This window comes from Modicisalibacter sp. MOD 31.J (genome assembly GCF_020147985.1).
GTDB lineage: Bacteria > Pseudomonadota > Gammaproteobacteria > Pseudomonadales > Halomonadaceae > Modicisalibacter > Modicisalibacter coralii.
On sequence record NZ_JAGXFF010000004.1, the window covers coordinates 24,729 to 46,119 of the forward strand.

The 21,391-nt window shown below is 70.7% G+C and carries 19 protein-coding genes; 4 read left to right on the plus strand and 15 right to left on the minus strand.

All coding sequences use genetic code 11. The annotated features are described in order from the left end of the window. Positions 1–7: 7 nt before the first annotated feature. Positions 8–1,285, minus strand: coding sequence for a 4-aminobutyrate--2-oxoglutarate transaminase (gene gabT, locus KGR00_RS14060; RefSeq protein ID WP_224419363.1), 1,278 nt, complete (start codon positions 1,283–1,285; stop codon positions 8–10). Positions 1,286–1,562: 277 nt separating this feature from the next. Continuing rightward, the gene (locus KGR00_RS14065) at positions 1,563–3,014 is read right to left on the minus strand and encodes an NAD-dependent succinate-semialdehyde dehydrogenase (protein ID WP_129141186.1); all 1,452 of its coding nucleotides are present in this window, start codon (positions 3,012–3,014) and stop codon (positions 1,563–1,565) included. Between the two features lie 181 nt (positions 3,015–3,195). Between KGR00_RS14065 and KGR00_RS14070 the strand changes: the two genes are divergently transcribed. From KGR00_RS14070 to KGR00_RS14085, 4 genes are all read left to right on the plus strand, one after another. Next, on the plus strand, positions 3,196–4,668 hold the full coding sequence (locus tag KGR00_RS14070) for a PLP-dependent aminotransferase family protein (protein WP_224419364.1): 1,473 nt from the start codon (positions 3,196–3,198) through the stop codon (positions 4,666–4,668). A gap of 270 nt (positions 4,669–4,938) precedes the next feature. Beyond that, entirely contained in the window at positions 4,939–6,429 is a 1,491-nt protein-coding gene (locus tag KGR00_RS14075) for a SulP family inorganic anion transporter (protein ID WP_224419365.1), read from the plus strand. 63 nt (positions 6,430–6,492) lie between these two features. Next, on the plus strand, positions 6,493–7,347 hold the full coding sequence (locus tag KGR00_RS14080; RefSeq protein WP_129141183.1) for a universal stress protein: 855 nt from the start codon (positions 6,493–6,495) through the stop codon (positions 7,345–7,347). A 24-nt stretch (positions 7,348–7,371) separates the two neighbouring features. Further along, entirely contained in the window at positions 7,372–7,752 is a 381-nt protein-coding gene (locus KGR00_RS14085; protein WP_224419366.1) for a RidA family protein, read from the plus strand. A 1-nt stretch (position 7,753) separates the two neighbouring features. On the opposite strand, the gene KGR00_RS14090 is transcribed toward KGR00_RS14085, so the two are convergent. The 13 genes from KGR00_RS14090 to KGR00_RS14150 form a co-directional block, all read right to left on the minus strand. Continuing rightward, the gene (locus tag KGR00_RS14090) at positions 7,754–8,356 is read right to left on the minus strand and encodes a hypothetical protein (protein ID WP_224419367.1); all 603 of its coding nucleotides are present in this window, start codon (positions 8,354–8,356) and stop codon (positions 7,754–7,756) included. A gap of 292 nt (positions 8,357–8,648) precedes the next feature. Next, positions 8,649–9,362 carry a 3-oxoacyl-ACP reductase FabG gene (fabG, locus tag KGR00_RS14095; RefSeq protein WP_224419883.1) on the minus strand — a complete coding sequence of 238 codons (714 nt, stop codon included), beginning with the start codon at positions 9,360–9,362 and terminating at the stop codon, positions 8,649–8,651. A gap of 27 nt (positions 9,363–9,389) precedes the next feature. Next, positions 9,390–9,848 (minus strand): hypothetical protein, encoded by a 459-nt coding sequence (locus KGR00_RS14100; protein WP_224419368.1) that lies wholly within the window; start codon positions 9,846–9,848, stop codon positions 9,390–9,392. Beyond that, positions 9,845–11,044: a beta-ketoacyl-ACP synthase gene (locus KGR00_RS14105; protein ID WP_224419369.1), complete on the minus strand. Its 1,200-nt coding sequence runs from the start codon at positions 11,042–11,044 to the stop codon at positions 9,845–9,847. Before KGR00_RS14105 ends, KGR00_RS14100 begins: the two co-directional genes overlap by 4 nt. Continuing rightward, the gene (locus KGR00_RS14110) at positions 11,041–11,625 is read right to left on the minus strand and encodes a DUF3261 domain-containing protein (protein WP_224419370.1); all 585 of its coding nucleotides are present in this window, start codon (positions 11,623–11,625) and stop codon (positions 11,041–11,043) included. Before KGR00_RS14110 ends, KGR00_RS14105 begins: the two co-directional genes overlap by 4 nt. After that, positions 11,622–12,905 carry an NAD(P)/FAD-dependent oxidoreductase gene (locus KGR00_RS14115; RefSeq protein WP_224419371.1) on the minus strand — a complete coding sequence of 428 codons (1,284 nt, stop codon included), beginning with the start codon at positions 12,903–12,905 and terminating at the stop codon, positions 11,622–11,624. Before KGR00_RS14115 ends, KGR00_RS14110 begins: the two co-directional genes overlap by 4 nt. Continuing rightward, entirely contained in the window at positions 12,886–15,234 is a 2,349-nt protein-coding gene (locus KGR00_RS14120; protein ID WP_224419372.1) for an MMPL family transporter, read from the minus strand. Before KGR00_RS14120 ends, KGR00_RS14115 begins: the two co-directional genes overlap by 20 nt. Then, complete coding sequence (locus KGR00_RS14125) at positions 15,221–15,790, minus strand: outer membrane lipoprotein carrier protein LolA (protein ID WP_224419373.1); 570 nt, start codon at positions 15,788–15,790, stop codon at positions 15,221–15,223. Before KGR00_RS14125 ends, KGR00_RS14120 begins: the two co-directional genes overlap by 14 nt. Positions 15,791–15,800: 10 nt before the next feature. Further along, the gene (locus KGR00_RS14130) at positions 15,801–17,372 is read right to left on the minus strand and encodes an aromatic amino acid ammonia-lyase (protein ID WP_224419374.1); all 1,572 of its coding nucleotides are present in this window, start codon (positions 17,370–17,372) and stop codon (positions 15,801–15,803) included. Next, positions 17,362–18,306: a glycosyl transferase gene (locus tag KGR00_RS14135; protein WP_224419375.1), complete on the minus strand. Its 945-nt coding sequence runs from the start codon at positions 18,304–18,306 to the stop codon at positions 17,362–17,364. Before KGR00_RS14135 ends, KGR00_RS14130 begins: the two co-directional genes overlap by 11 nt. Continuing rightward, positions 18,303–19,070 carry a glycosyltransferase family 2 protein gene (locus KGR00_RS14140; protein ID WP_224419376.1) on the minus strand — a complete coding sequence of 256 codons (768 nt, stop codon included), beginning with the start codon at positions 19,068–19,070 and terminating at the stop codon, positions 18,303–18,305. The genes KGR00_RS14135 and KGR00_RS14140 overlap by 4 nt, the downstream gene beginning before the upstream one ends. Continuing rightward, positions 19,067–20,797: an AMP-binding protein gene (locus tag KGR00_RS14145; RefSeq protein ID WP_224419377.1), complete on the minus strand. Its 1,731-nt coding sequence runs from the start codon at positions 20,795–20,797 to the stop codon at positions 19,067–19,069. Before KGR00_RS14145 ends, KGR00_RS14140 begins: the two co-directional genes overlap by 4 nt. Further along, the gene (locus KGR00_RS14150) at positions 20,794–21,372 is read right to left on the minus strand and encodes a hypothetical protein (RefSeq protein ID WP_224419378.1); all 579 of its coding nucleotides are present in this window, start codon (positions 21,370–21,372) and stop codon (positions 20,794–20,796) included. The genes KGR00_RS14145 and KGR00_RS14150 overlap by 4 nt, the downstream gene beginning before the upstream one ends. Positions 21,373–21,391 lie beyond the last annotated feature (19 nt).

Here is a 21,391-nt window from a genome sequence, read left to right on the forward strand (position 1 = left end):
GTGGCGATCAGCCGGCGAGTTCGGCGATTGCCGCTTCGATGATCGCCAGCCCTTCCTCGACCACCTCGCCGGGCGCGGTCAGCGGGACCAGCACGCGGATGGTGTTGGCGTAGAAGCCGCAGGAGAGCAGGATCAGGCCCTTTTCGCGGGCCTTGGCGCACACCGCCTGGGTCAGCGCCGGATCCGGCTTGCCGCTGGCCGGGTCGACGAACTCGAAGGCGGCCATCGCCCCCAGGTGACGGGAATGCGCCACCGCCTCGAAGCGTGATTCCCAGGCGGCGAAACGCTCGCCCAGCGCGCGGCCCAGGCGCTCGCTCTTGCCCAGGATGTCCTCTTCCTCGATGGCCTCGATCACCGCCAGTGCCGCCGCACAGGACAGCGGGTTGCCGCCGTAGGTGCCGCCCAGCGAGCCGGGCCCCGAGGCATCCATGACCGCGGCGTTGCCGACCACCGCGGACAGCGGCATGCCGTCGGCCAGGCTCTTGGCCATGGTGACCAGGTCCGGCTCGACGCCGCTGTGCTCGATGGCGAACAGCTTGCCGGTGCGCCCGAAGCCCGACTGCACCTCGTCGGCGATCAGCAGGATGCCGTGTTCGTCGCACAGCGCGCGCAAGGCCTGCAGGAAGGCCGGCGAAGCGGCGTAGAATCCGCCCTCGCCCTGGACCGGCTCGATGACGATCGCCGCCGTGCGGTGCGGGGCGATGTCGGTCTTGAACACCGTCTCGAGTCCGGCCAGGGCGTCCTCGTCGCTGATGCCGTGAATCGGGTTGGGGTAGGGCGCGCGGAACACGTCGCCGGGCATCGGGCCGAAGTCGTTCTTGTAGGGCAGTACCTTGCCGGTCATGGCCAGCGTCATGAAAGTGCGGCCGTGGAAGCCGCCGTCGAAGCAGATCACGCCGCTGCGGCCGGTGGCGGCGCGGGCGATCTTGACGGCGTTCTCCAGCGCCTCGGCGCCGGCATTGACCAGCAGCGCCTTGCGCGCCGTACCCCGGGTCGGGGTCAGCTCGCACAGGCGCTTGGCCAGTTGCACGTAGGGGGCGTAGGGCATCACCGTGGCGCAGGTGTGCATCACCTTGTCCAGTTGCGCCCTGACCGCCTCGACCACCCGTGGATGACGGTGGCCCAGGTTGAGCACGCCGATACCGCCGGCGAAGTCGATCCAGCGCCGGCCGTCGGCGTCCCAGATCTCGGCGTTCTCGGCGCGCTCGGCGAAGGCGGTGGCGGGGGAAGCGGCGCCGCTGGCGACGTATTGGGTCTTCATGGCGTCGAGTTCGGCATTGGTCATGACAATAGGCTCCAGAAAGGGGGGGGTTGCTGTTAGCGGTAAATATCCGTCGCTTTCACAACCCAGCGATTGGGCTTTCCCGGCGACAAGCCTCCGCGAGGGCGCTGTGAACCCTTCCCTGGGCGCTACCTTTGCCATCCATGGCAAAGGACCCTCGCTTCGCCTTGCCCCCCGGCGCCCACTATCGCTGGGGGAAGAGTTCTAGGTGGTGGTTGCAGGCGCGGGCGATACCAAAAGCGCAGCGATTGGCACGCGCAGGCATTTAGGCAGGGCTCCCTTAGAGGCCGCCGAGGCAGGCGTACTTCAGCTCGGTAAACTCCTCGAGCCCGTGATGCGAGCCCTCGCGGCCCAGGCCCGACTCCTTGACCCCGCCGAACGGCGCCAGCTCGGTGGAGATCAGCCCTTCGTTGACGCCGACCATGCCGTACTCCAGGGCCTCCAGGGTGTGGAAGATGCGCCGGTAGTCGCGGCTGTAGAAATACGCCGCCAGGCCGAAGGGGGTGTCGTTGGCCAGGGCGATGGCCTCGTCGTCGCTGTCGAAGCGGAACACCGGCGCCAGCGGGCCGAAGGTCTCCTCGTCGGCGAGGGCCATCTCGCGAGTCGCGTCGACGAGTACCGTGGGCGTGAAGAAATTGCCGCCCAGCGGGTGGGGCTCGCCGCCGCAGACCAGCCGGGCGCCCTTGGCCAGGGCGTCGTCGACGTGACGCTGGACCTTGTCGACGGCGGCGGCGTTGATCAGCGGGCCGATCTGCACGCCGTCCTCGAGACCGCTGCCGACCCGCAGTTCGCGGACCCGCGCCGTGAGCCTGTCGACGAAGGCGTCGTGGATGCCGGACTGCACCAGGAAGCGGTTGGTGCACACGCAGGTCTGTCCGGCGTTGCGGAACTTGGCGGCGATGGCGCCCTCCACCGCGGCATCCAGATCGGCGTCGTCGAAGACGATGAACGGGGCGTTGCCGCCGAGTTCCAGGGCGGTCTTCTTGACCGTGTCCGCGCACTGGGCGAGCAGCCGCTTGCCGACCGGCGTGGAGCCGGTGAACGAGACCTTGCGCACCCGTGGGTCGGTGGTCAGCACCTCGCCGATCGCCGCCGGGCTGGATGCGGTGACGACGTTGATCACGCCCGCCGGGATGCCCGCCTGCTCGGCCAGTCGCGCCAGCGCCAGGGCGGTGAGCGGGGTGGCCTCGGCGGGCTTGATCACCACCGTGCAGCCGGCGGCGAGCGCCGGGGCACACTTGCGGGTGATCATCGCCAGCGGGAAGTTCCAGGGCGTGATGGCGGCGACCACGCCGATCGGTTCGCGGGTGACCAGGATGCGCTTGTCGCCGCTGGGGCTCGGCAGGGTCTCCCCGGCCAGCGACTTGGCCGCCGCGGCATAGAACTCGACGAACGAGGCACCGTAGGCGACCTCGCCGCGGGCTTCGCCGAGCGGTTTGCCCTGTTCGCGGGTCATCAGCTCGGCGAGGGGCTCGGTCGCCTCGACGATCAGCTCGAACCAGCGGCGGATCAGCCGGGCGCGTTCCTTGACCGGGGCGCGGCGCCAGTCGGGCAGGGCCGCATGGGCGGCGGCCACGGCGTCGCGGGCGTCGTCGGCCTCGAGGTCGGCGACCTGGGCCAGGGTCTCGCCGCTGGCCGGATCGGTAACGGCGAACCGACGACGACCGGGGCGCCAGTCGCCGTCGATCAGGCTGGTCACGCGCTCGCCGGTAACGTGCTCGAGTAGGGACATGGTGGGTTTCTCCGCGCTGGATACTGGGAATCGGCTCCGCCGCCGGGCGTTACCGTCGATGGCCAGCACGCTACCAGCGCGCTTCACGTTCGCGGATAGACCACTTCGCCGTTCGACTGGACCACTTTGCGCGTGACGGCGGATAATCGTTTCGGGGCGCGCGAGACACGAGGAGAGCGAAATGGCCAAGGCGAGCGACGAGGCCTTGCTGGCACCGCTGCTGGCGAGCTACCGCCAGCAGCCCGAGAGCCTGGGCAAGCAGGTGCGTCTCGAGCAGGCCTTGCGGGGGGTGATCGGCCAGGGGTGGGCGAGCGGCGGCAAGGTGCCCTCGCAGCGGCGGCTCTGCGAGCATCTGGGCGTGGCCCGCGACACCCTGGCCCGGGCGGTGAAGACCCTGATCGACGAGGGCTGGCTGGTCACCGGCCACGGCCAGGGCACCTGGGCACAACGGCCGAGTTCGTCCGTCGAGGCGCCGGGCGACGCGCCCGCGCTGTCGCGGCGGGCGAGCGCGGTACTCGAGAAGGCGGGGGCCGGGCAGGTACAGAGCGGTGCCTTCGTGCCGGGCATTCCCGACATCGCCCATTTTCCGCTGCGCAAGTGGCGCTCGCTCTACGACAGCGTGACGGTGCCGCACAATACCCTGCTGCTCTCCTATTCGACCGGCGGCTACGGTCCCCTCAAGCGGGCGATCCGTGACTTCCTCCAGCGCTGGCGGGGCATTCGCTGCGACACCGACCAGATCGTCGTCACCGAAGGCGCGCACCAGGCCATCGAGCTCTGCGCCCTGGGGCTGGCCGATGGCGGCGATCGGGTACTGCTCGATTCACCCTGCTACTGGGGCGCCCGCAACGTCTTCACCGCCTGCGGGCTCGACATCGATCAGATTCCCTGGCACCCCGCCAGCGGCTATGCCGACGCTGTGCCCGCGGGCGACGTACGGCTGGCCTATTTCACCGGGGCGCATCAGTACCCGTTGAGCGCACCGACCCGGCTCGCCGACAAGCAGCGTCTGTGCGCCCGGGCGAGGCCGGACTACGTGATCGAGGATGACTACGAGTACGGCAGCGACGACCATGACAACCTGATCTTCGATCCGCGCCGCGCCGACCGGCTGCTGGTGGGCTCGTTCTCCAAGCTGATGTTCCCGGGGCTGCGGCTCGGCTATCTGGTGGCATCGAAGTCGCTGGCCGCCGCGCTGGGCCGTTTGCGCAGCGAGGTCGCCCGCGAGGGGCGCATGCTCGATCAGGCGGTGCTGGCGCAGTTCATCGCCGACGGCGACCTCGACGCCTGGTACCGGCGCATCCGCCGCGAGTACCTGGCCCGCCAGCAGGTGCTCCATGACCGGCTGTGCGACCTGCCGGGGGTGGTGGGCGTGTCGCCGCCGTCGAGTGCGATCAGCCTGTGTCTCGAGCTTGCGCCGGACATCGACGATGTCGCCCTGGCGCGGCGCCTGCTCGACGAGCAACTGGTGGTGCGCCCGCTGAGCCCGGCCTGCGGACCGGGCGATCCGCGCCGCGGGCTGGTGATGGGCATCGGCATGGTCTCGGGGCAGACATTGAGTCGCGAGGCGGAGCGCCTGCGCGTGGCGCTCAAGCGCCTGCTGCGCGGGACCTCGAGGGCCGGTCGGGGTGAACTCGCCGGCCCCGGCTGCTAGAATGCGCCGCTTCGCCGCGAACTTCTCCGACGACAGGATGAATCCGCCATGAGGCCGCGCATCGCCACCGGCAGTCCGCCCTAGATCACCGCCCTCCGCGTGCCCATGGCACGCCCCGACGCCGGGAGGCCATCGCGCCTGGCCCGATCGTCACCACGCCCGTCCACCCGCGGACGGGCCGATGCATTCCGTTCGAGCGTCACCGGCCGCCAGTTTCCCGCTGGTCGCGGTCGTGACGCGCGACGCCCCCGACGCTATCTGGACACGAGCATGATCCGATCCCTGAAACAGACCTGGTTGTTCAACACCAAGAATGACGTTCTCGCCGGCCTGGTGGTCGCCATGGCCCTGATCCCCGAGGCCATCGCCTTCTCGATCATCGCCGGCGTCGACCCCAAGGTGGGCCTCTACGCCTCGTTTTCCATGGCGGTGGTGATCGCCTTCGCCGGCGGCCGGCCGGGCATGATCTCGGCGGCGACCGGGGCGATGGCGCTGCTGATGGTCACCCTGGTCAAGGAGCACGGCCTGCAGTACCTGCTGGCCGCCACGCTGCTGACCGGTATTCTGCAGATCCTGGCCGGTTACCTGCGCCTCGGCGAACTGATGCGCTTCGTCTCGCGCTCGGTGGTTACCGGCTTCGTCAACGCCCTGGCGATCCTGATCTTCATGGCGCAACTGCCCGAGCTGACCAACGTGACCTGGCACGTCTATGCGATGACCGCCGCCGGGCTGGGCATCATCTATCTGTTTCCGCTGCTGCCGAAGATCGGCAAGACCCTGCCGTCGCCGCTGGTGTGCATCGTCACCCTGACCATCGTCTACGTGTTCTCCGGCATGGATATCCGTACCGTGGGCGACATGGGCGAGCTGCCCGACAGCCTGCCGGTGTTCCTGTGGCCCGACGTGCCGCTCAACCTGGAGACGTTGCTGATCATCCTGCCCTATTCCGCGGCCCTGGCGGTGGTGGGGCTGCTCGAGTCGCTGATGACCGCGACCATCGTCGACGAGCTCACCGATACCGGCAGCGACAAGAATCGCGAATGCCGCGGCCAGGGCATCGCCAACATCGCCACCGGCTTGATCGGGGGCATGGCCGGCTGCGCGATGATCGGGCAATCTGTGATCAACGTGAAGTCCGGGGGCCGCGGGCGGCTCTCGACCCTGGTCGCCGGGGTGTTCCTGCTGATCCTGGTGGTGTTCCTGGGCCCCTGGGTCTCGCAGATTCCCATGGCGGCGCTGGTGGCGGTGATGATCATGGTGTCGATCGGCACGTTCAGCTGGGAGTCGCTGCGCGACCTGCGCAAGCATCCGCTGTCGACCAACATCGTCATGCTGTCGACGGTCGCCGTGGTGGTGGCCACCCACAACCTGGCGATCGGCGTGTTCGTCGGCGTCCTGCTGGCCTCGCTGTTCTTCGCCAACAAGGTCGGCCGGGTGCTCTACATCGGTAGCGAGGCCAGCGACGATGGCCGTACCCGCGAATACCGGGTGATCGGCCAGGTGTTCTTCACCTCGGCGGACCGCTTCACCGGCGCCTTCGATTTCCGCGAGACCCTGGAGCGGGTACGTATCGACCTGTCGCGGGCACACTTCTGGGACATCACCGCGGTGGACGCCCTCGACAAGGTGGTCATCAAGTTCCGCCGCGAAGGCACCGATGTCGAGGTGGTGGGGCTCAACGAGGCCAGCGCGACCCTGGTCGACCGCTTCGCGGTCCACGACAAGCCCGAGGCGGTGGAAAAGCTGATGAGCGGCCACTGAGAGGGTGTTCGCCGCCGCGCAGATGGAGTAGAAACGCAACATGTCACCACGAGGATTGCCGCTATGAACGAACACGTCATGGCCTGCATCGACGGCTCGGGCTATGCCACGGCGGTGTGCGATTACGCCGCCTGGGCCAGCGCGCGCCTCGAGGCGCCACTGACCTTCCTGCACGTGATCGACAATCATCCGCCGCCGGAGGCCGGCAACCTGTCGGGCAACATCGGCCTGGGCAGCCGTGAGCATCTGCTCGAGGAACTGGCCTCGCTGGACGAGCGCCGCGCCAAGCTGGCCCAGGAACAGGGTCGCGTGATGCTCGACGCCGCCCGCCAGCGCGCCAAGGAGGCTGGCATCGACGAGGCCCAGGCCCGCCAGCGCAATGGCGAGCTGGTCGAGACGCTGCACGAGCTGGAGGGCGAGGCGCGCCTGCTGGTGCTGGGCAAGCGCGGCGAGTCCGCTCACGTGGCCGCCGAGCACCTGGGCTCGAATCTCGAGCGGGTGGTACGCGCCGTGCATCGGCCGATCCTGATGGTGCCGGACACCTTCAGTGCGCCACAGCGGGTCATGATCGCCTTCGACGGCAGCCGGACCACCCGCAAGGGAGTCGAGATGATCGCCGCCAGCCCGCTGTTCGCCGGCCTGACCTGCCATGTGGTGACGGTCGGCGCGGACATCGCCGACATCCAGGCGCAGCTCGACTGGGCGATCGACACCCTCAACGATGCCGGCATCCAGGCGCACAAGGCGATCCGTGCCGGCGAGGTGGAGGCAACGCTGCGCGAGTATCAGCGCGAGCATGCCATCGACCTGCTGGTGATGGGCGCCTATGGCCACTCGCGGATCCGCCAGCTGCTGGTCGGCAGCACCACCACGGCGATGCTGCGCAACGCCGACGTCCCGCTGTTGTTGTTACGCTGAGTCCAATTCCAGGGAGAACCTTCGATGATCCAACGCCATGACACCCAGGCCCGCATGAGTCGCGCGGTCGTCTACAACGGCGTCGCCTATCTGTGCGGTCAGGTGGCCGGCCCCGAGGCGCGCCGCGGCGACATCACCGCGCAGACCGAGAGCATGCTGGCGCGTCTCGACGCGCTGCTCGCCGAGATCGGTTCCGATCGCGAGCATCTGCTCTCGGCGACGATCTACCTCAAGGAGGGGGACGACTTCGCGGCGATGAACGCCGTGTGGGATGCCTGGGTGCCCGAGGGCCATGCGCCGGCGCGTACCTGCATCACCGCGCCGATGCCGGCCGACGAACTGCGGGTGGAGATCACCGTCACCGCGGCGCTGAAGGCCGGCGGTACCGGCGGACGTCTCTACTGAGTCAGACCTCGGCGTCGGCCGTCACGGCCGGCGGCTGGAAGCGCAGGAAGGCTTCCAGCCGCGCCGAATCCGCCTCGCCGACGCGGCACAACTGATCGGCGATCTCGGCGTACTGACGCAGCACCGGTTCGATCAGCCGCCGCCCGGCGGCGTCCTCGTGGGCCGCCTCGAATTCCCCCGCCAGCCATTCGAACAGCCGCGCCAGGCGATGATAGTTGGGATCGCCGCGGCCGGTGTTGCCGCGCAGCGCATCGATCGCCAGACAGCGCTGCACGCTGCGCTTGTTGGGATCCAGGCTGTCCTTCTCCAGCAAGGCTTCCGCCTGATGCACGAAGCGATCCATCAACTGGGCGGTCTGCACGCCGCGCTGGTTCGCCTGCTGGTCGCTGAGACTCTGGAGCAGGGCGCGTTGCTGGCCGCGCAACTGGCTGACCAGTAGGATCAGCAGAACGACCAACCCCAGGGCGCCGACCAGTGCCAGCGCATAGATGCCGTAGGCGGCCAGTGCCTGGGCCGACAGGGGCCAGTGTGGCTGGCTGGCCACGATTCCCAGGATGCCGACGGCCAGCGTCGCCAGCACGGCGATGACGATGAGTGGTATCACTCGCAGGACTCCAATCTGAGAGGGCGTTTACAAAATGCCTGCGCTCGACAATGCGGCGTTAAAATCGGTCTCGGACGCGAGCCCGGTCAAAATACTCATTTACCACCCTGTAAACTGGTACGCCAGCCCGGTCCGTTTTTCGCCCGATTTTGCCTTGTCTTGTCTTCGCTCGCCGACTTTGTAAACGCCCTCTGAAACGCCCGGACGACGAATTCCGGCTTGTCCTGACGTTATCGGCCGTGGAGCCGCACAACTTGAGTGCAATCCAAGACATCCCCCGCACGGCGTTCGGTCAACACAGCCCGCCATTGACCGACAGCACCTGACGTGTCACGTAGCCGGCGTCCGGCCCGCACAGGAAGCTCACCGCGCCGGCGACCTCCTCGGCGGTGCCCAGGCGCTGCATGGGAATCCCGCGGCGTGCCGCCTCGGTCTCCTCGCCGGCGGTCATGTCGGTGTCGATCAGCCCGGGGGCGACGGCGTTGACGGTGATGCGGCGCTTGGCGAGTTCCACCGCCAGCGCCTTGACCGCGCCGATCAGCCCGGCCTTGGCGGCGCTATAGTTGACCTGGCCCCGATTGCCCATCATTCCCGAGACCGAGGCCATCACCACGATGCGCCCCGGGGCGCGGCGGCGGATCATCGGCATCACCAGCGGTTTCACCACGTTGTGGAAGCCGTCCAGGCTGGTCGACAGGACCCGGTCCCAGGCGTCGTCGCTGAGCGCCGGAAAGGCACCGTCGGCGGTGACGCCGGCATTGCAGATCACGCCGTAGTAGGCGCCGTGTTCCGCGATGTCGGCCTCGAGCGTCTCGCGGGCGGTGGCCCGCTCGGTGACGTCGAAGCAGAGCACCCGCGCCTCGCGTCCGAGCGCGCGAATCTGCGTGGCGGCGGCCTCGGCATCGTCCCGGTTATGGCGGCAATGCAGCACGATGTCGAAGCCGTCGCGGGCCAGGCGCAGCGCCACGGCGCGGCCGATGCCGCGGCTCGAACCGGTGACCAGGATGGTTCCGGCGGGGGGGCGGGTCGTGTGTCAGGCATGGCGCGGGGCGTCCTCGGCGGCGGGTTGGTAGATGGTCAGGTTGCCCTCGGCGAGGAGGTCGTCGCCGTCGCGAATCTCGCCACGGAAGCGGGCCAGGCCATTGTCGGCGACGAAGTCGCGGGTGACGTGCACCGCGAGCGACCCATCGGCGGCGAACGCCGTCGCCCGGCAGCGGTAGTGGCGCGTGCCGACCAGAAAGCCCACCGCCGGTGCGTCGCCATGTGCCGCCGCGTGCCACCCGGCCCAGGCGGCGACCGCCTGGGCCAGCCACTCGACGCCCACCCAGCCGGGCACGCCGGCCTCATTGACGAACAGCGTGTTGTCGCCGGGGCGCACGCTGGCGACGAGGCTCGCCTCGTCGACGGTGAGCAGCTTATCGAGCAGGCACAGGGGGCCGCGCTGGGGCACGTAGCCGGCGATCGGGCAGGGCAGCTCGGGTCGTTCGGTCATGGCCGCTCTCCATCGTCGCGGGCCAGCAGCAGGCTGGCGTTGTTGCCGCCGAAGGCGAAGGAATTGGACAGCGCCACCCGCGGCCCGGCGGCGACGGACTCGCCGGTCGTCAGCGGCAGGCGTGGCAGCTCGGGGTCGTCGACCCCGTCGTGGACGTGGCGGGGCAGGAAACCATCGTGAAGCGCCAGCCAGCAGAAGGCGGCCTCCAGCGCGCCGGCGGCGCCCAGGGTGTGCCCGGTCAGCGCCTTGGTCGAGCTGGAGGGCGGCGGGGTGGCGAACAGCGCGCTCACCGCGCGGGCCTCCATGCTGTCGTTGTGGCCGGTGCCGGTGCCGTGCAGGTTGAGGTAATCGATCGTCTCGGGGGCGCGTCCCGCCCGGGCAAGGGCGGCGCGCATCGCCTCGAGCGCGCCGCTGCCGTCGGGACGTGGCGCCGAGACGTGGTAGGCGTCGCTGCTCTCGCCATAGCCCTCGAGCTGGATGCCGCCAGGCTCGCGGGTGACCACGAACAGCGCCGCCGCCTCGCCCAGGTTGATGCCGTCGCGATGGGCGGAGAACGGCAGGCAGGGGCGATCGCTGACCGCCTCGAGGCTGGCGAAGCCGTTGACGGTCAGCCGGCACAGGCTGTCGGCGCCCCCGGCGATCACCGCGTCGCACTCGCCGGCCAGCAGCAGCCGGCGCGCGCTGGTCAGGGCCCGGGCGCTGGAGCTGCAGGCGGTGGAGAGCACGTGAACCGGCCCGGCGAGGCCCAGCCGTTCGGCGACGAAACGCGCCGGCGCGCCCAGTTCCTGGCGCGCGTAATGAAAATCCGCGGGCAGCGGCCCTTCACGGCCGGCCTGGGCCAGGGCCCGTTCGGTCTCGCCGATCCCCGAGGTACTGGTGCCCAGCACCACGCCGATGCGCTCGGGGGCGAAACGTGACAGTACCGCCTCGATTGCGTCGCTCAGGCGTTCCAGGGCCAGCGCCAGCAACTGGTTGTTGCGGCTGCGATGGGCGGCCGGCCAGTCGGCGGTGGCGGGCAGCGGCTCGCTGACGGCGCCCAGCGGCAGCGGGCGGCCGGGGGTGAAGGCATCGCTGGTCGTCAGGCCGCGGTGCCCCTCGCGCAGCGCCCGGGACAGCGTCGCCGGGTCGCTGCCCAGGCTGCAGACCACGCCGGGCGCGGAGAGACGGCACGGGAATCGCGAGTCGTGGGCGCTCATTGGGCGGTCTCCGTCAGTGGGGCGATGCGCAGACGATAGCCACCCTGACGATCGTCGAGCAAGACCGTGTCGTCGCGTCCGGCCCGGGTGTCGGCGGGGGTGATGCGGGCGATGGTGCGCTGGCGATGACGGATGATCCGTGCCCCGTCGGCGACCGTCACCGACCAGTCGCTGCCGGCGAGCGCCTCGCGCAGCGCGTCGGTCGGCCACAGGCACCAGACGAGTCGGGCGGCCAGCCAGTCGGCGGGCGGCAGGCGCTCGGTCACCGTGTCGAGGGGCAGGTCGCCGGCCTGGTAGCGATCGCCGTCGGCGTCGTGGACCAGGGTCACCAGGCGCTGGCCATAAGGGGTGAGCAGCACCGCGCGCAGGGTCGCGCCGTCCAGACGCAGCAGGGCGATCAGCATCTGCGGATCACGGGTCGGATCGTCGGGCTGGAAGGTGAGCCGGCGCTTCATGGTGGCCGGGTCGGCGAGTGCCGGCTGCTCGGGAGCGGGTGGCACCGGTGGGGCCAGCGAGCAGCCCGTCAGCCACAGCGCCAGCAGCAGGAGGATCGCCGGTCGGCAGGGTTTGGGTCGGCTCACGAGGCGCCCCCCATGGGATGACCGCACAGCTCGGCGAGTACGTCGAGACGCCGACGGCTGGCGGTGACGAAGGGGTTGTCCCGGTCCCAGGCGTAGCCGGCGAGCACCGCGCTGATCATCCGGCGCAGCTCGGCCGGCGGATCGCGCTGGAAGATGATCGTCTGCAGGCGGCCGTCGTACCAGGCATCGACGAAGGCACGAAAGGTCGCGACGCCGGCGCGCAGCGGATCCTCGAACTCGGTGTCCCAGTCGACGCGCTCGCCGGCGAGCTGGCGCTCGAGCAGTGTCGTGGCCATGTCCGCCGAGCGCAGGGCGATGGTCACCCCGGAGGAGAACACCGGGTCGAGGAATTCCCCGGCGTTGCCCAGCAGGGCGTAACCCGGCCCGTGCAGGCGCTCGACGTCGGCGGAATAGCCGGCGAGTGCCTGGATCGTGCGTACCGGACGGGCGTCGGCGAGCAGCTCGGCGAAGCGCGGTTCGGCGTCGATCAGCGCCCGCCAGCGGCTCTCGGCATCGTTGCCGGCGGCCTCGAGGGTCGCCGTGTCGCCGACCACGCCCACCGAGGCGCGGCCCTCGCGGAACGGGATCAGCCAGTACCACAGTTGCGGGTCGTCGGGATGCACGCCGATCAGGATCTTCTCGCGGTCGAAGTCATCGTCGAGATGGATCTCGACATGGGTGAACAGCGCCGTGCGCGGTTCCAGGCGCGGGTCGCGGGCCAGCCCCAGTTGCCGGGCCAGGACCCGGCCGTAGCCACTGGCATCGAGGATGAAGCGCGTCTCGAGGCGCTGGGTGTGGCCGGTCTCGTCGCGGATCGTCAGCGCGGGGCGATGGGCGTCGGGCTCGACCGATTCCACCGTGGTAGCGAAGTCGACCCATGCGCCGCGCGCTTGGGCGGCCTCGATCAGGCGCTGGTCGAAGTCGGCGCGCTCGACCTGGAAGGTGTCGCTCCAGCCGGGCGTGGTCTTGTCGTGGAAGTCGATGACGGTGCCGAGCCCGTGGCGCGTGAAGGCGGCGCCGTTCTTGGGCTGGTAATGACCGGCGCGCACGGCGTCGAGCAGCCCGGCGCGCTCGAGAGGTTCCATGCACTGGGGCAACAGGCTCTCGCCGATCGAGAAACGCGGGAAACGCTCGCGCTCGATGACCCGCACGCGGTGGCCGGCGGTGGCCAGCCTGGCCGCCGCCAGGGCACCGGCGGGGCCGGCGCCGATCACCACCACGTCGCTTGCCACGTCGCTCGCCGAAGTCGGGGTTTCGGCATCAGGGGTGGTCGTTGCCATGTGCACTCTCCTTGGCGGGGGGCGGATCGAGGCGTACCCAGGGGACCAGCAGCCAGACCAGCGTCAGGCCGATCAGGCAGGTCAGGCCCAGATAATGCAGTGCCGGCGTGGCGCTGAAGGCCAGCAGGCCGAAGGCCAGCACGCTGGTCAGCGTCGACAGGCTGATCGCCAGCCAGGTGGCCGGGCGGCGGCCATGCTCGGCGCTGAAGATGCCGGCGTCGAGGCCGATGCCCAGGACCAGCAAGAGCCCCAGTTGGCTGAACACGTTGAGCGGGATGCCCAGGGCGGCGAAGACCGCGAGCACGCCGAGCAGCGCGCCCAGTGGCGGCGCGACGACCCGCCAGGCGCGCCACCGGTAGCGCCAGACGAGCAGCAGCGTCAGCGCCGCCAGTGCCACACCCACCCAGACGGCGATGTGCCGGCGCAGTTCGCCGAGCAGCCCCGACAGTCGCGCGACCCGGTCGACGTAGATCGTCCCCTCCCGAGCATGGGCGATCGCCTCGATGCGTGCCACCTCGGCGGGGGTATCGAGGCCGGTGAGCACCAGCGTCGCCGCCAGCGTGTCGCTGCCGTGCTGCGCGACGCGGCCCAGCCACAGCCGCCGGTCACCCTGGCCGGCGGGCATCGCCAGCCAGCTCGCCACGTCGAGCCTGGGCACGCCATCGAGCCGGGCCCGGGCATCGCGGATGACCCGTTCGGGCAGGCCGGCACGTTCGACCAGCGTCGCCAGCGGCTCGCCGTAGAGCGTGGTCACGGCGGCCAGGTTGGCGTCCTGAACGGCGGGGGGCGGGACCCGGTCGGCCAGATCGTCGTAGCCGATCGACAGGCCGTCGGCGATGGCCGCGTCGAGAGCGTCGCCGAGCGCGGCGAGGCGCGACAGCAAGGCGGGTTCGTCCGGGGCGGTGACCAGCAGGAAGTGACTGCCGGTGTCGCTGCCCAACAGGTGCTGGACCTGGCGCTCCTCGGCCAGCCGTGCGGCCGACGAGGGGTTGAGCAGGCGCAGGCTGTCGTCGACCGTGAGCCGGGCGGCGATCAGCCCGAGCAGCGCCAGGGATAGGCCGACGGCGATGACGGCGACACCGCGTGGACGGCGTATCCGGGGCGTGGTCAGCCGCCACAGCCGCTCGGCGATGCGTGCCGTGGCCGGATGGGCCGGCAGGCGCAGGCGGGGCAGCCACAGCACCACGGTGAGCCAGGCGCCGGCGAGCCCCGCGGCGGCGAAGACCGCCATCTGTCGCAGCCCCGGCAGCGGCGTCAGCGCCTGGGCGAGATAGGCGGCGAGACTCGACACCAGGCCCAGCGTCAGCCCCGGCAGCAGGGCGCGCAGGCGAAAGGCCCGGCCCTGGATGGCGCGGTCGCACTGCAGGTGCAGGGCGTAGTCGATGGCCACGCCGATCAGGCTGGCGCCGAAGGCCAGTGTCATCAGGTGCAGGCGGCCGAACAGCGCCAGTGTCAGCGGCAGGGCGACGAGCAGCCCGCAGCCCAGCGGCAGCAGCAGCGAGACCAGGGTGCGCGGCGAGCGGAACACCGCGAGCAGGATGGCGATCAGCCCGACGAAGGCACCGAGGCCGATGGTGGTGATCTCGTGACGGGCCTGTCGCGCCCCGGCGGCGGCGTGGAAGATCAGCCCCGAGTGCAGCAGGCTCGCCTCGGGGTGCGCCGATTCGAAGGCCGCGAGGGTCTCGGTCAGCGCCTGCTGGGCGGGCAGCGAATAGGGATTGGCGGCCAACTGGCCGATCAGCAGGGCATGCCGCGTGCCATCGTCGCCCCGCACCGTGAGCAGGCCGTGCCAGGGCGTGACCGGGCTGTTGTCCCTTGCCGCCAGCCAGCGGTCGAGCAGATCGAAGGGGTCGGCCACCGGCTGCGGCGAGGCGGTCGGCGAGAACAGCCGTTCGAGGGCCGGCTGGACCAGCGAGGTACCGCCGTCGGTGTGGATCGTCTCGCGCAGCGCCGGGGGCAGCAGGCGATAGCGGTAGCGGTCCAGCGACTCGCGGGGATCGGCGTCGGCCAGATCGACGTCGCGCCAGTCGAGGCGTGCGACCAGCCGGCCGTCGTCGGCCGCGCCCAGGGCCTCGGCGAGCGCGCCTGCCGCGTCGCCCAGGTCGGGCGCGCTGACCAGCAGCACGAAGCGGTCCGCGAAGGGCTGGCCCAACTGCTCGCCGGCGCGCTCGATCAGCGGCGACTGGCGATCCGGGGGCAGCAGCGCGGTGAGTCGGGTGTCGGTGGGCAGGCCGTCGCGCACCTGCCAGACGAACACGCCCAGGGCGATCAGCAGCACCACGCCCCAGAGCCGCGCCAGGCGTCGATCCGTGGAATCAGCGGGCGTCATCGAGCGGGCGCTGGTCGCTGAAGCGTACCGTCAGCACGTCGCCGTTGGCGGCGTGCATGGCCAGACGCTCGACGTAGCGACCCCCGGCGAGACGAATCCGGCTCAGGTAACGGCGCAGTGCGTCCTGACGCGGCTCGAGGGTCGCCTGCCAGGCTTCGGCGTCGCCGTCGAGAGTAATCGCGAAACGTGTCTCGAGGGCCTGCCAGTCGCCGTCGAGCAGGTTCATCAGCAGGGTGGCGGCCTGCTGGCGGCGGCGGTCGTCGTTGCCGCGCTCGCCGTCGGCCTCGCTGAGCCGTCCGGCATCCTCCGGGGTGAAGACCATCCGATCCTCGACCGGCTGCTCGAGGATCCACACCACCCGGGTGTCGCGCTGGTAGCGGAAGCGTCCGCGGCTGGTCAGGTCGGTGTCGAGATCGGCGAGGTGGCGCTGTTGCACGAAGCGTCCCTGGAGATCGGGGGTGGCGGCGAGCCTGTGCTGCAGGTCGTCGAGGTCGAAGGCCAGGGCGTGGCCCGAGCCGAGCAACAGCAGGAGGAGTGCTAACAATCGCGTGCGCATGGCGTTCTCCCTAGGCGGTCGACGCGTCGGCGTAGAGTGGCGCGGCGAGCAGCGTCATGGCCCGGCACAGGCGGCGCAGGTCGGCCTCCAGGGCGCGGTCCTCGCCGACGCCGGCGACCTGCTCGCGGCAGGTGGCGAGGAACTCGCCGAGCGCCGGCGGTGGCTCGCCGTTCAGCGCCTGACGCAATTCGACCGCCTGACAGGCGGCGTGCAGGGTACCGGCGACGACCTGCTCGGTGAGCGTGAGCACGCGCAGGGCATCGCGGGCGGCGATGGTGCCCATGCTCACCTTGTCCTGGTTGTGGCACTCGGTGGAGCGCGAGAACACGCTGGCCGGCATCGTCTGCTTGAGCGCTTCGGCGGCCCACGCCGAGACGCCGATCTGCACGGCCTTGTAGCCGTGATTGAGCGGCGCGCGCTCGGTCTCGGCGCCGCTCAGGTTGGCCGGCAGGCCATGGTTGTAGCGTCCATCGACGAGCAGCGCGAGCTGGCGATCGAGCAGGTCCGCGAGGTTGGCCACCAGGGTTTTCAGCGAGTCCATGGCGAAGGCGATGTGGCCGCCGTAGAAGTGCCCGCCGTGCATCACCGTCTCGCCGTCGGGATCGATCAGCGGGTTGTCGTTGGCGCTGTTGAGCTCGCCCTCGATGAAGCCGCGCAGCCAGCCCAGGCTGTCCTCGAGCACACCGATCACGTGCGGGGCGCAGCGTGTCGAGTAGCGGTCCTGCAGACGCGGCGAGTTGCGCGGCGCGCGCGGCTCGCCGTCGGCGGCGGCAAGGTCGCGACGCAGGCGGGCGGCGACGCGCTGCTGGCCGGGATGCGGCTTGGCGGCGAACAGTGCAGCGTCGAAATGATAGGGGTTGCCGTCGAGCGCCCAGACGTTCATCGCCGTCACCCGGGTGGCGAGTCGCGAGAGGCGTTCGGCGCGGCCCCAGGCCTGGCAGGCCAGCGCGGTCATCACCGCGGTACCGTTCATCAGCGCCAGACCCTCCTTGGGGCGCAACCGGTAGGCGGCAAGGCCGCGCTCGGCCATGGCCTCGGCGGTGTCGCGACGTCGGCCGCGATCGAACACCTCGCGTTCGCCGCACAGCACCGCGGCGAGATAGGACAATGGTGTGAGGTCGCCGCTGGCGCCCACCGACCCCTCGCTGGGGACTATCGGCACCACGTCCTCCTCGAGCAACCAGACCAGCCGTTCGAGCAGCGCCCAGGAGACCCCGGATACCCCGCGACACAGCGAGACCAGCCGGGTGAACACCACGGCACGGGCGGCCTCGATGTCGAGTACCTCGCCCAGCCCGCAACCGTGGAAGGTATACAAGTGATGGGGCAGGGCCTCGAGCTGGTCGGCGGGCACCGGCCGGGTACAGGCGTCGCCGTAGCCGGTGGTCACGCCATAGACCACGCCGTCCTCGTCGAGCAGGCGGTCGAGGAAGGCCGGGCCGGCCTCGATGCGACGCCGGAAGTCCGGGCCGTCGGTGAGACGCACGCGGCATTCGCGGCGGGCGACACGTTCGACGGCCTCGAGCGGGACCGGGAAGCCGTCGAGCGTCAACCAGGGCAGGGAGTAGTCGTCAGCGTTCATCGGTGTGCCAGAAGGGAAAGAAGTTGAACCATTGCAGCGGGTAGTGCCGACACTGCTCGGTGAGCCAGGCGGCGTAGCGTTGCATGGCGGTCTCGCGCCAGCGTTCGCGGTCGCGGCGCCTGAGGGCGGCGGTGTCGTCGAAGGCCTCGAAGGTCACCCGGTGGTGATCGCCCTCGCGCACGCAGCCCAGGGTGTAGATCGGGCAGCGCAGCAGCGCGGCCAGCCAGAAGGGCCCTTCCGGGAAGGGCGCTGGCTCGCCCAGGAAGTCGATGTCGCGGGTACGACCGGTATCGGCGAGCGGCACGCGGTCGGCGGCGATCACCACGAAGCCGCCGGCATTGATCCGCTCGGCCAGGCGCATGGCGGTGGCCGGGGTGATCTCGCTGACCTCGACGATCTCGGGGCCGCGGCGTTGGGTGGAGCGATCAAGCAGGGTGTTGAACTTCTCGGCATTGCGGGTGTGCATCAACTGGGTGACGTGGAAGTCGTCGCGGGTCTCGCTCATGGCGCTGCATATCTCGAGATTGCCGTGATGCGAGACCAGCATCAGCCCGCCGCGGCCGCTGCGGATGGCGGTGTCGAGGCGGGCGCGGTGGTCGGCCTCGAGGCGCACGTCCAGCGGCATGCCGCTCCAGGCGGCGACCTTGTCCATCAACGACTGGCCGAAGGCCCAGAAGTGGCGCAGCACCAGCCGCTTCAGGCCCCGTGGCGGGTGGCCGGCGTGCAGCGGCCAGATGCGGCGTAGATAGCGCTGCGAGGCGCGCCGTGCCAGCGGGCGGCGCAGGTAGTAGTAGAGGATCACCCAGGCGAGCATGAAGCGAAACGGCAGCGGCCCCAGCCGGCGGCGGATCCAGACCATGATCCGCATGCCGGCGACGCTGCCCGATTCCTGGATACGCGCCCAGTGGCGCGGTGCCTCGTCCGTGGCACTCACGTCGATCGTCCCCCTGGCGACTGGCCGGCGAAGCGCCGGCGCAGCAGACGCGGCAGGCGCCACAGCAGCCCGGCGAAGAGCTTGAGGTGCATCAGCACGAGCAGGGCGTTGTCGCGGCCCATGGCGAAATGCGAGACCCCGTCGAGCGGGTAGTGTACCCGAACCGGCAGGTTGATCACCTCCCGTCCGGCCCATACCCAGCGCACCGGCAGTTCGGTGTCGAACTGCATGCGCTCGCCACAGGGGTGACGCGCGATGAGCCGGCGCGTGGCGGCGACGGGGAACAGCTTGACGCCGCACATGGTGTCGCGCAGCGCGAACGACAGGGTGTCGAGCCAGACCAGGCCGTGGGTGAGGTACCGGGCATAGTAGCGATGGCGCGGCACGCTGTCGTCGAAGCGCGGATAGCCGATGCGCAGGCGCGCGTCGTCGGCGGCGAGATCGGCGACAAAGGCGGGCAGGTCGGCGGGGTCGTGCTGGCCGTCGGCGTCCACCTGCAGGGCATGGGTGAAACCCTGGCGCTCGGCCTCGGCGAGGCCGGCCTTGACCGCCGCGCCCTTGCCACGATTGACCGGCAGGTGAACCAGGGTGATGTCGTCGGCCTCGGCGAGGGACTCGAGCACCGCACGACAGTCGGCATCGCTGCCGTCGTCGACCAGCAACAGCGGTACGCCCAGTTCGCGGCGAATCCCTTCGCAGGTGGCGGCGATGGCCCCGGCGTGGTTGTAGACCGGGATCAGCACACAGCAGCGCGCCGGCGTCATGGGACCTCCTCGAGGGCGAAGCGCGCCCGACCGCTGGCATGGCAGCCGCGCGCGCCGTCGAAGGCAAACATCAGTCGCTGGTGATCGTCGTGCGCCGCCAGCGCCAGCGACAGGGTAACGCGCTCGCCGGGGAGCAGCAGCAGGGGGAACTTGACGCGCTCCATGCCGGTGAACGGAGCTGACAGCCCCAGGTGCTCGCGGGCCAGGTCGCAGGCCCACTGCACCAGGACCACGCCCGGCACCACCGGATGGTCGGGGAAGTGCCCGTCGAGATAGGCCAGCCGCTCGGGAACCTCGAGGGCGATGCGGCACTCGCCGGGGGCGGGCGTCTCGACGCCCAGCCAGCGCGGCTGACGACGATCGTGGAGATCGCGGAACAAGCGTTCGATACGCTCGGCGGACAGCTTGCCCTGGGCATTGGTCGGCCAGGCGGCGACGAAGCGCCAGTAGCGCGGGATCACCGTCGTCTCGAAGGCCGCCGTCAGTTGTCGGCGCAACGAGGCGACCAGGGCGCGCCGCGTGGCATGATCGCGGGGCAGGTCGGCGGCGTCGAGCTGGACGATCGCCCCCAGGCGGGTGGCGTGCCGGGGCAGTGTCAGGGTGCTCGCCCGGCGCACCCGTGGATCGGCGGCCAGCGCCCGGTCCATGGCGGTCAGCGAGACACGCTTGCCGCCCACCTTGGCGATGCGGTCGCTGCGCCCCAGCAGGCGGAAGCGGCCGTCGGCCAGCGGCTCGATGCGATCGGCCTGGCGCTGCCAGTCGGCGGTCTCGAGAAACGGCGAGCGCAGCCACAGTCGCTGCTCGTCATCGTCGCGGACAGCGATGCCGGGCAAGGGGTGCCAGGCATCGCCGTCGTGCTGGTCGCGCCAGGCGATGCCGCCGGTTTCCGAGCTGCCGTAGATCTCGCGCACCGGGGTGTCGAGCAGGCGTCGGCAATGGGCGCTGGCCTCGGCTGGCAGCGGCGCGCCGGAGGAGTAGACCGCCTCGAGGCGTGCGTTGACGGCCGGCCAGTCCAGGCTCTCGGGCAGGCGTTCGAGCGGTGGCGGCGCGCTGATCAGCCGGGCTCGCTCGGCCGGGGCGAGGGCGCCGAGCCAGGCATGCAGCGTCTCCGGGTAGCGGCAGGTGGCCTCGGCGAGCGGCGCCGCCTCGCACAGCGGGCGCAGGATGGCGAACAGCAGACCGTAGATGTGCTGATGGCTGACCTGACTGATCGTCACCGCACCGTCGAGCGGCCATAGCGAACGGTGCGTGGCCAGCTCGGCGTCGAGCTGGCGAAAGCGCTTGTCGAGCCGCTGCGGGGTGCCGGTCGAGCCCGAGGTGTACAGCGACAGCGCGTGACGCTCGGGATCGAAGTGCCCCCAGCGCGGGGCCTCGTCCGTCTTGTCTCGAGAGGCGCCGGGCCGGTGGCCGCCGGGCACGTCGCCGAGCCGCGCATGGGTCAGCCGGTCCACCCCGGCGAGCGTCTCGGGGCGGTCGTCGGCGGGCAGTAGCGCGCTGTCGCCGCGCTCCCAGAGGGCGATCAACGCCGCGGCGAAGGTCAGTGGATCGCGCTCGTGGAGCAGCCAGTGCGCGCCGGGCGCGGCGAGGTCGTCGAGCAACGCCTGCCAGGCGACGATGCGGCGCAGGAACTCGCCCAGGGTGGTGCCCGGGCCCGCCGGTGACCAGCCGATGCGGCGTGCGGGGTCGTCGTCGCGCCAGGGCGCCGATTGCAAGGGTGTCTGGGTCATGACGAACTCTTCTGCTTGACGCGTTGGCGCACGCACCACTCGCCGGCGAACAGCAGGGCCATGGCGGCATAGGCGATGCCGCCGTTGTACAGCGTCCACAGCGCCGGGTCGGCGTGGATGACCGTGGCCAGCGCCAGGGTGCCGTTGACGGCGAAGAAACCACACCACAGCCAGGTCACGAGGCGCGTGTAGCGCACGCCGCTGGCCGGCAGGTCCGGCGTCTGGCGCCGGGCCAGACGTTCGATCAGCGTCGGCGGCCGGTAGAGCGAGGTGGCGAACAACGCCAGCAGGGCGGCATTGACCGCCACCGGCCACAGCCGAATCGCGGTGTCGGCGTTGCCGCTCGCCGCCATCAGCCCCGCGGGCAAGGCCGCGAGCCAGGCCCAGTGCTTGCGGCCGCGCGGTAGCCGCCAGGCGGCCAGCAGGATCAGCCCCGCCAGCCACGGCCAGCCCCGCTCGCCGAGCGGGGCGTGGCCGACCAGCCAGGGCCAGCCCAGCGTCAGGCCTCCCAGCAGCAGATCGAGCCAGCGGCCCGGGCGCGGGAGAGCAGCGTTCGTGGGGCGGGATCGTGCCATAGTGACGAGCGGGAGACGG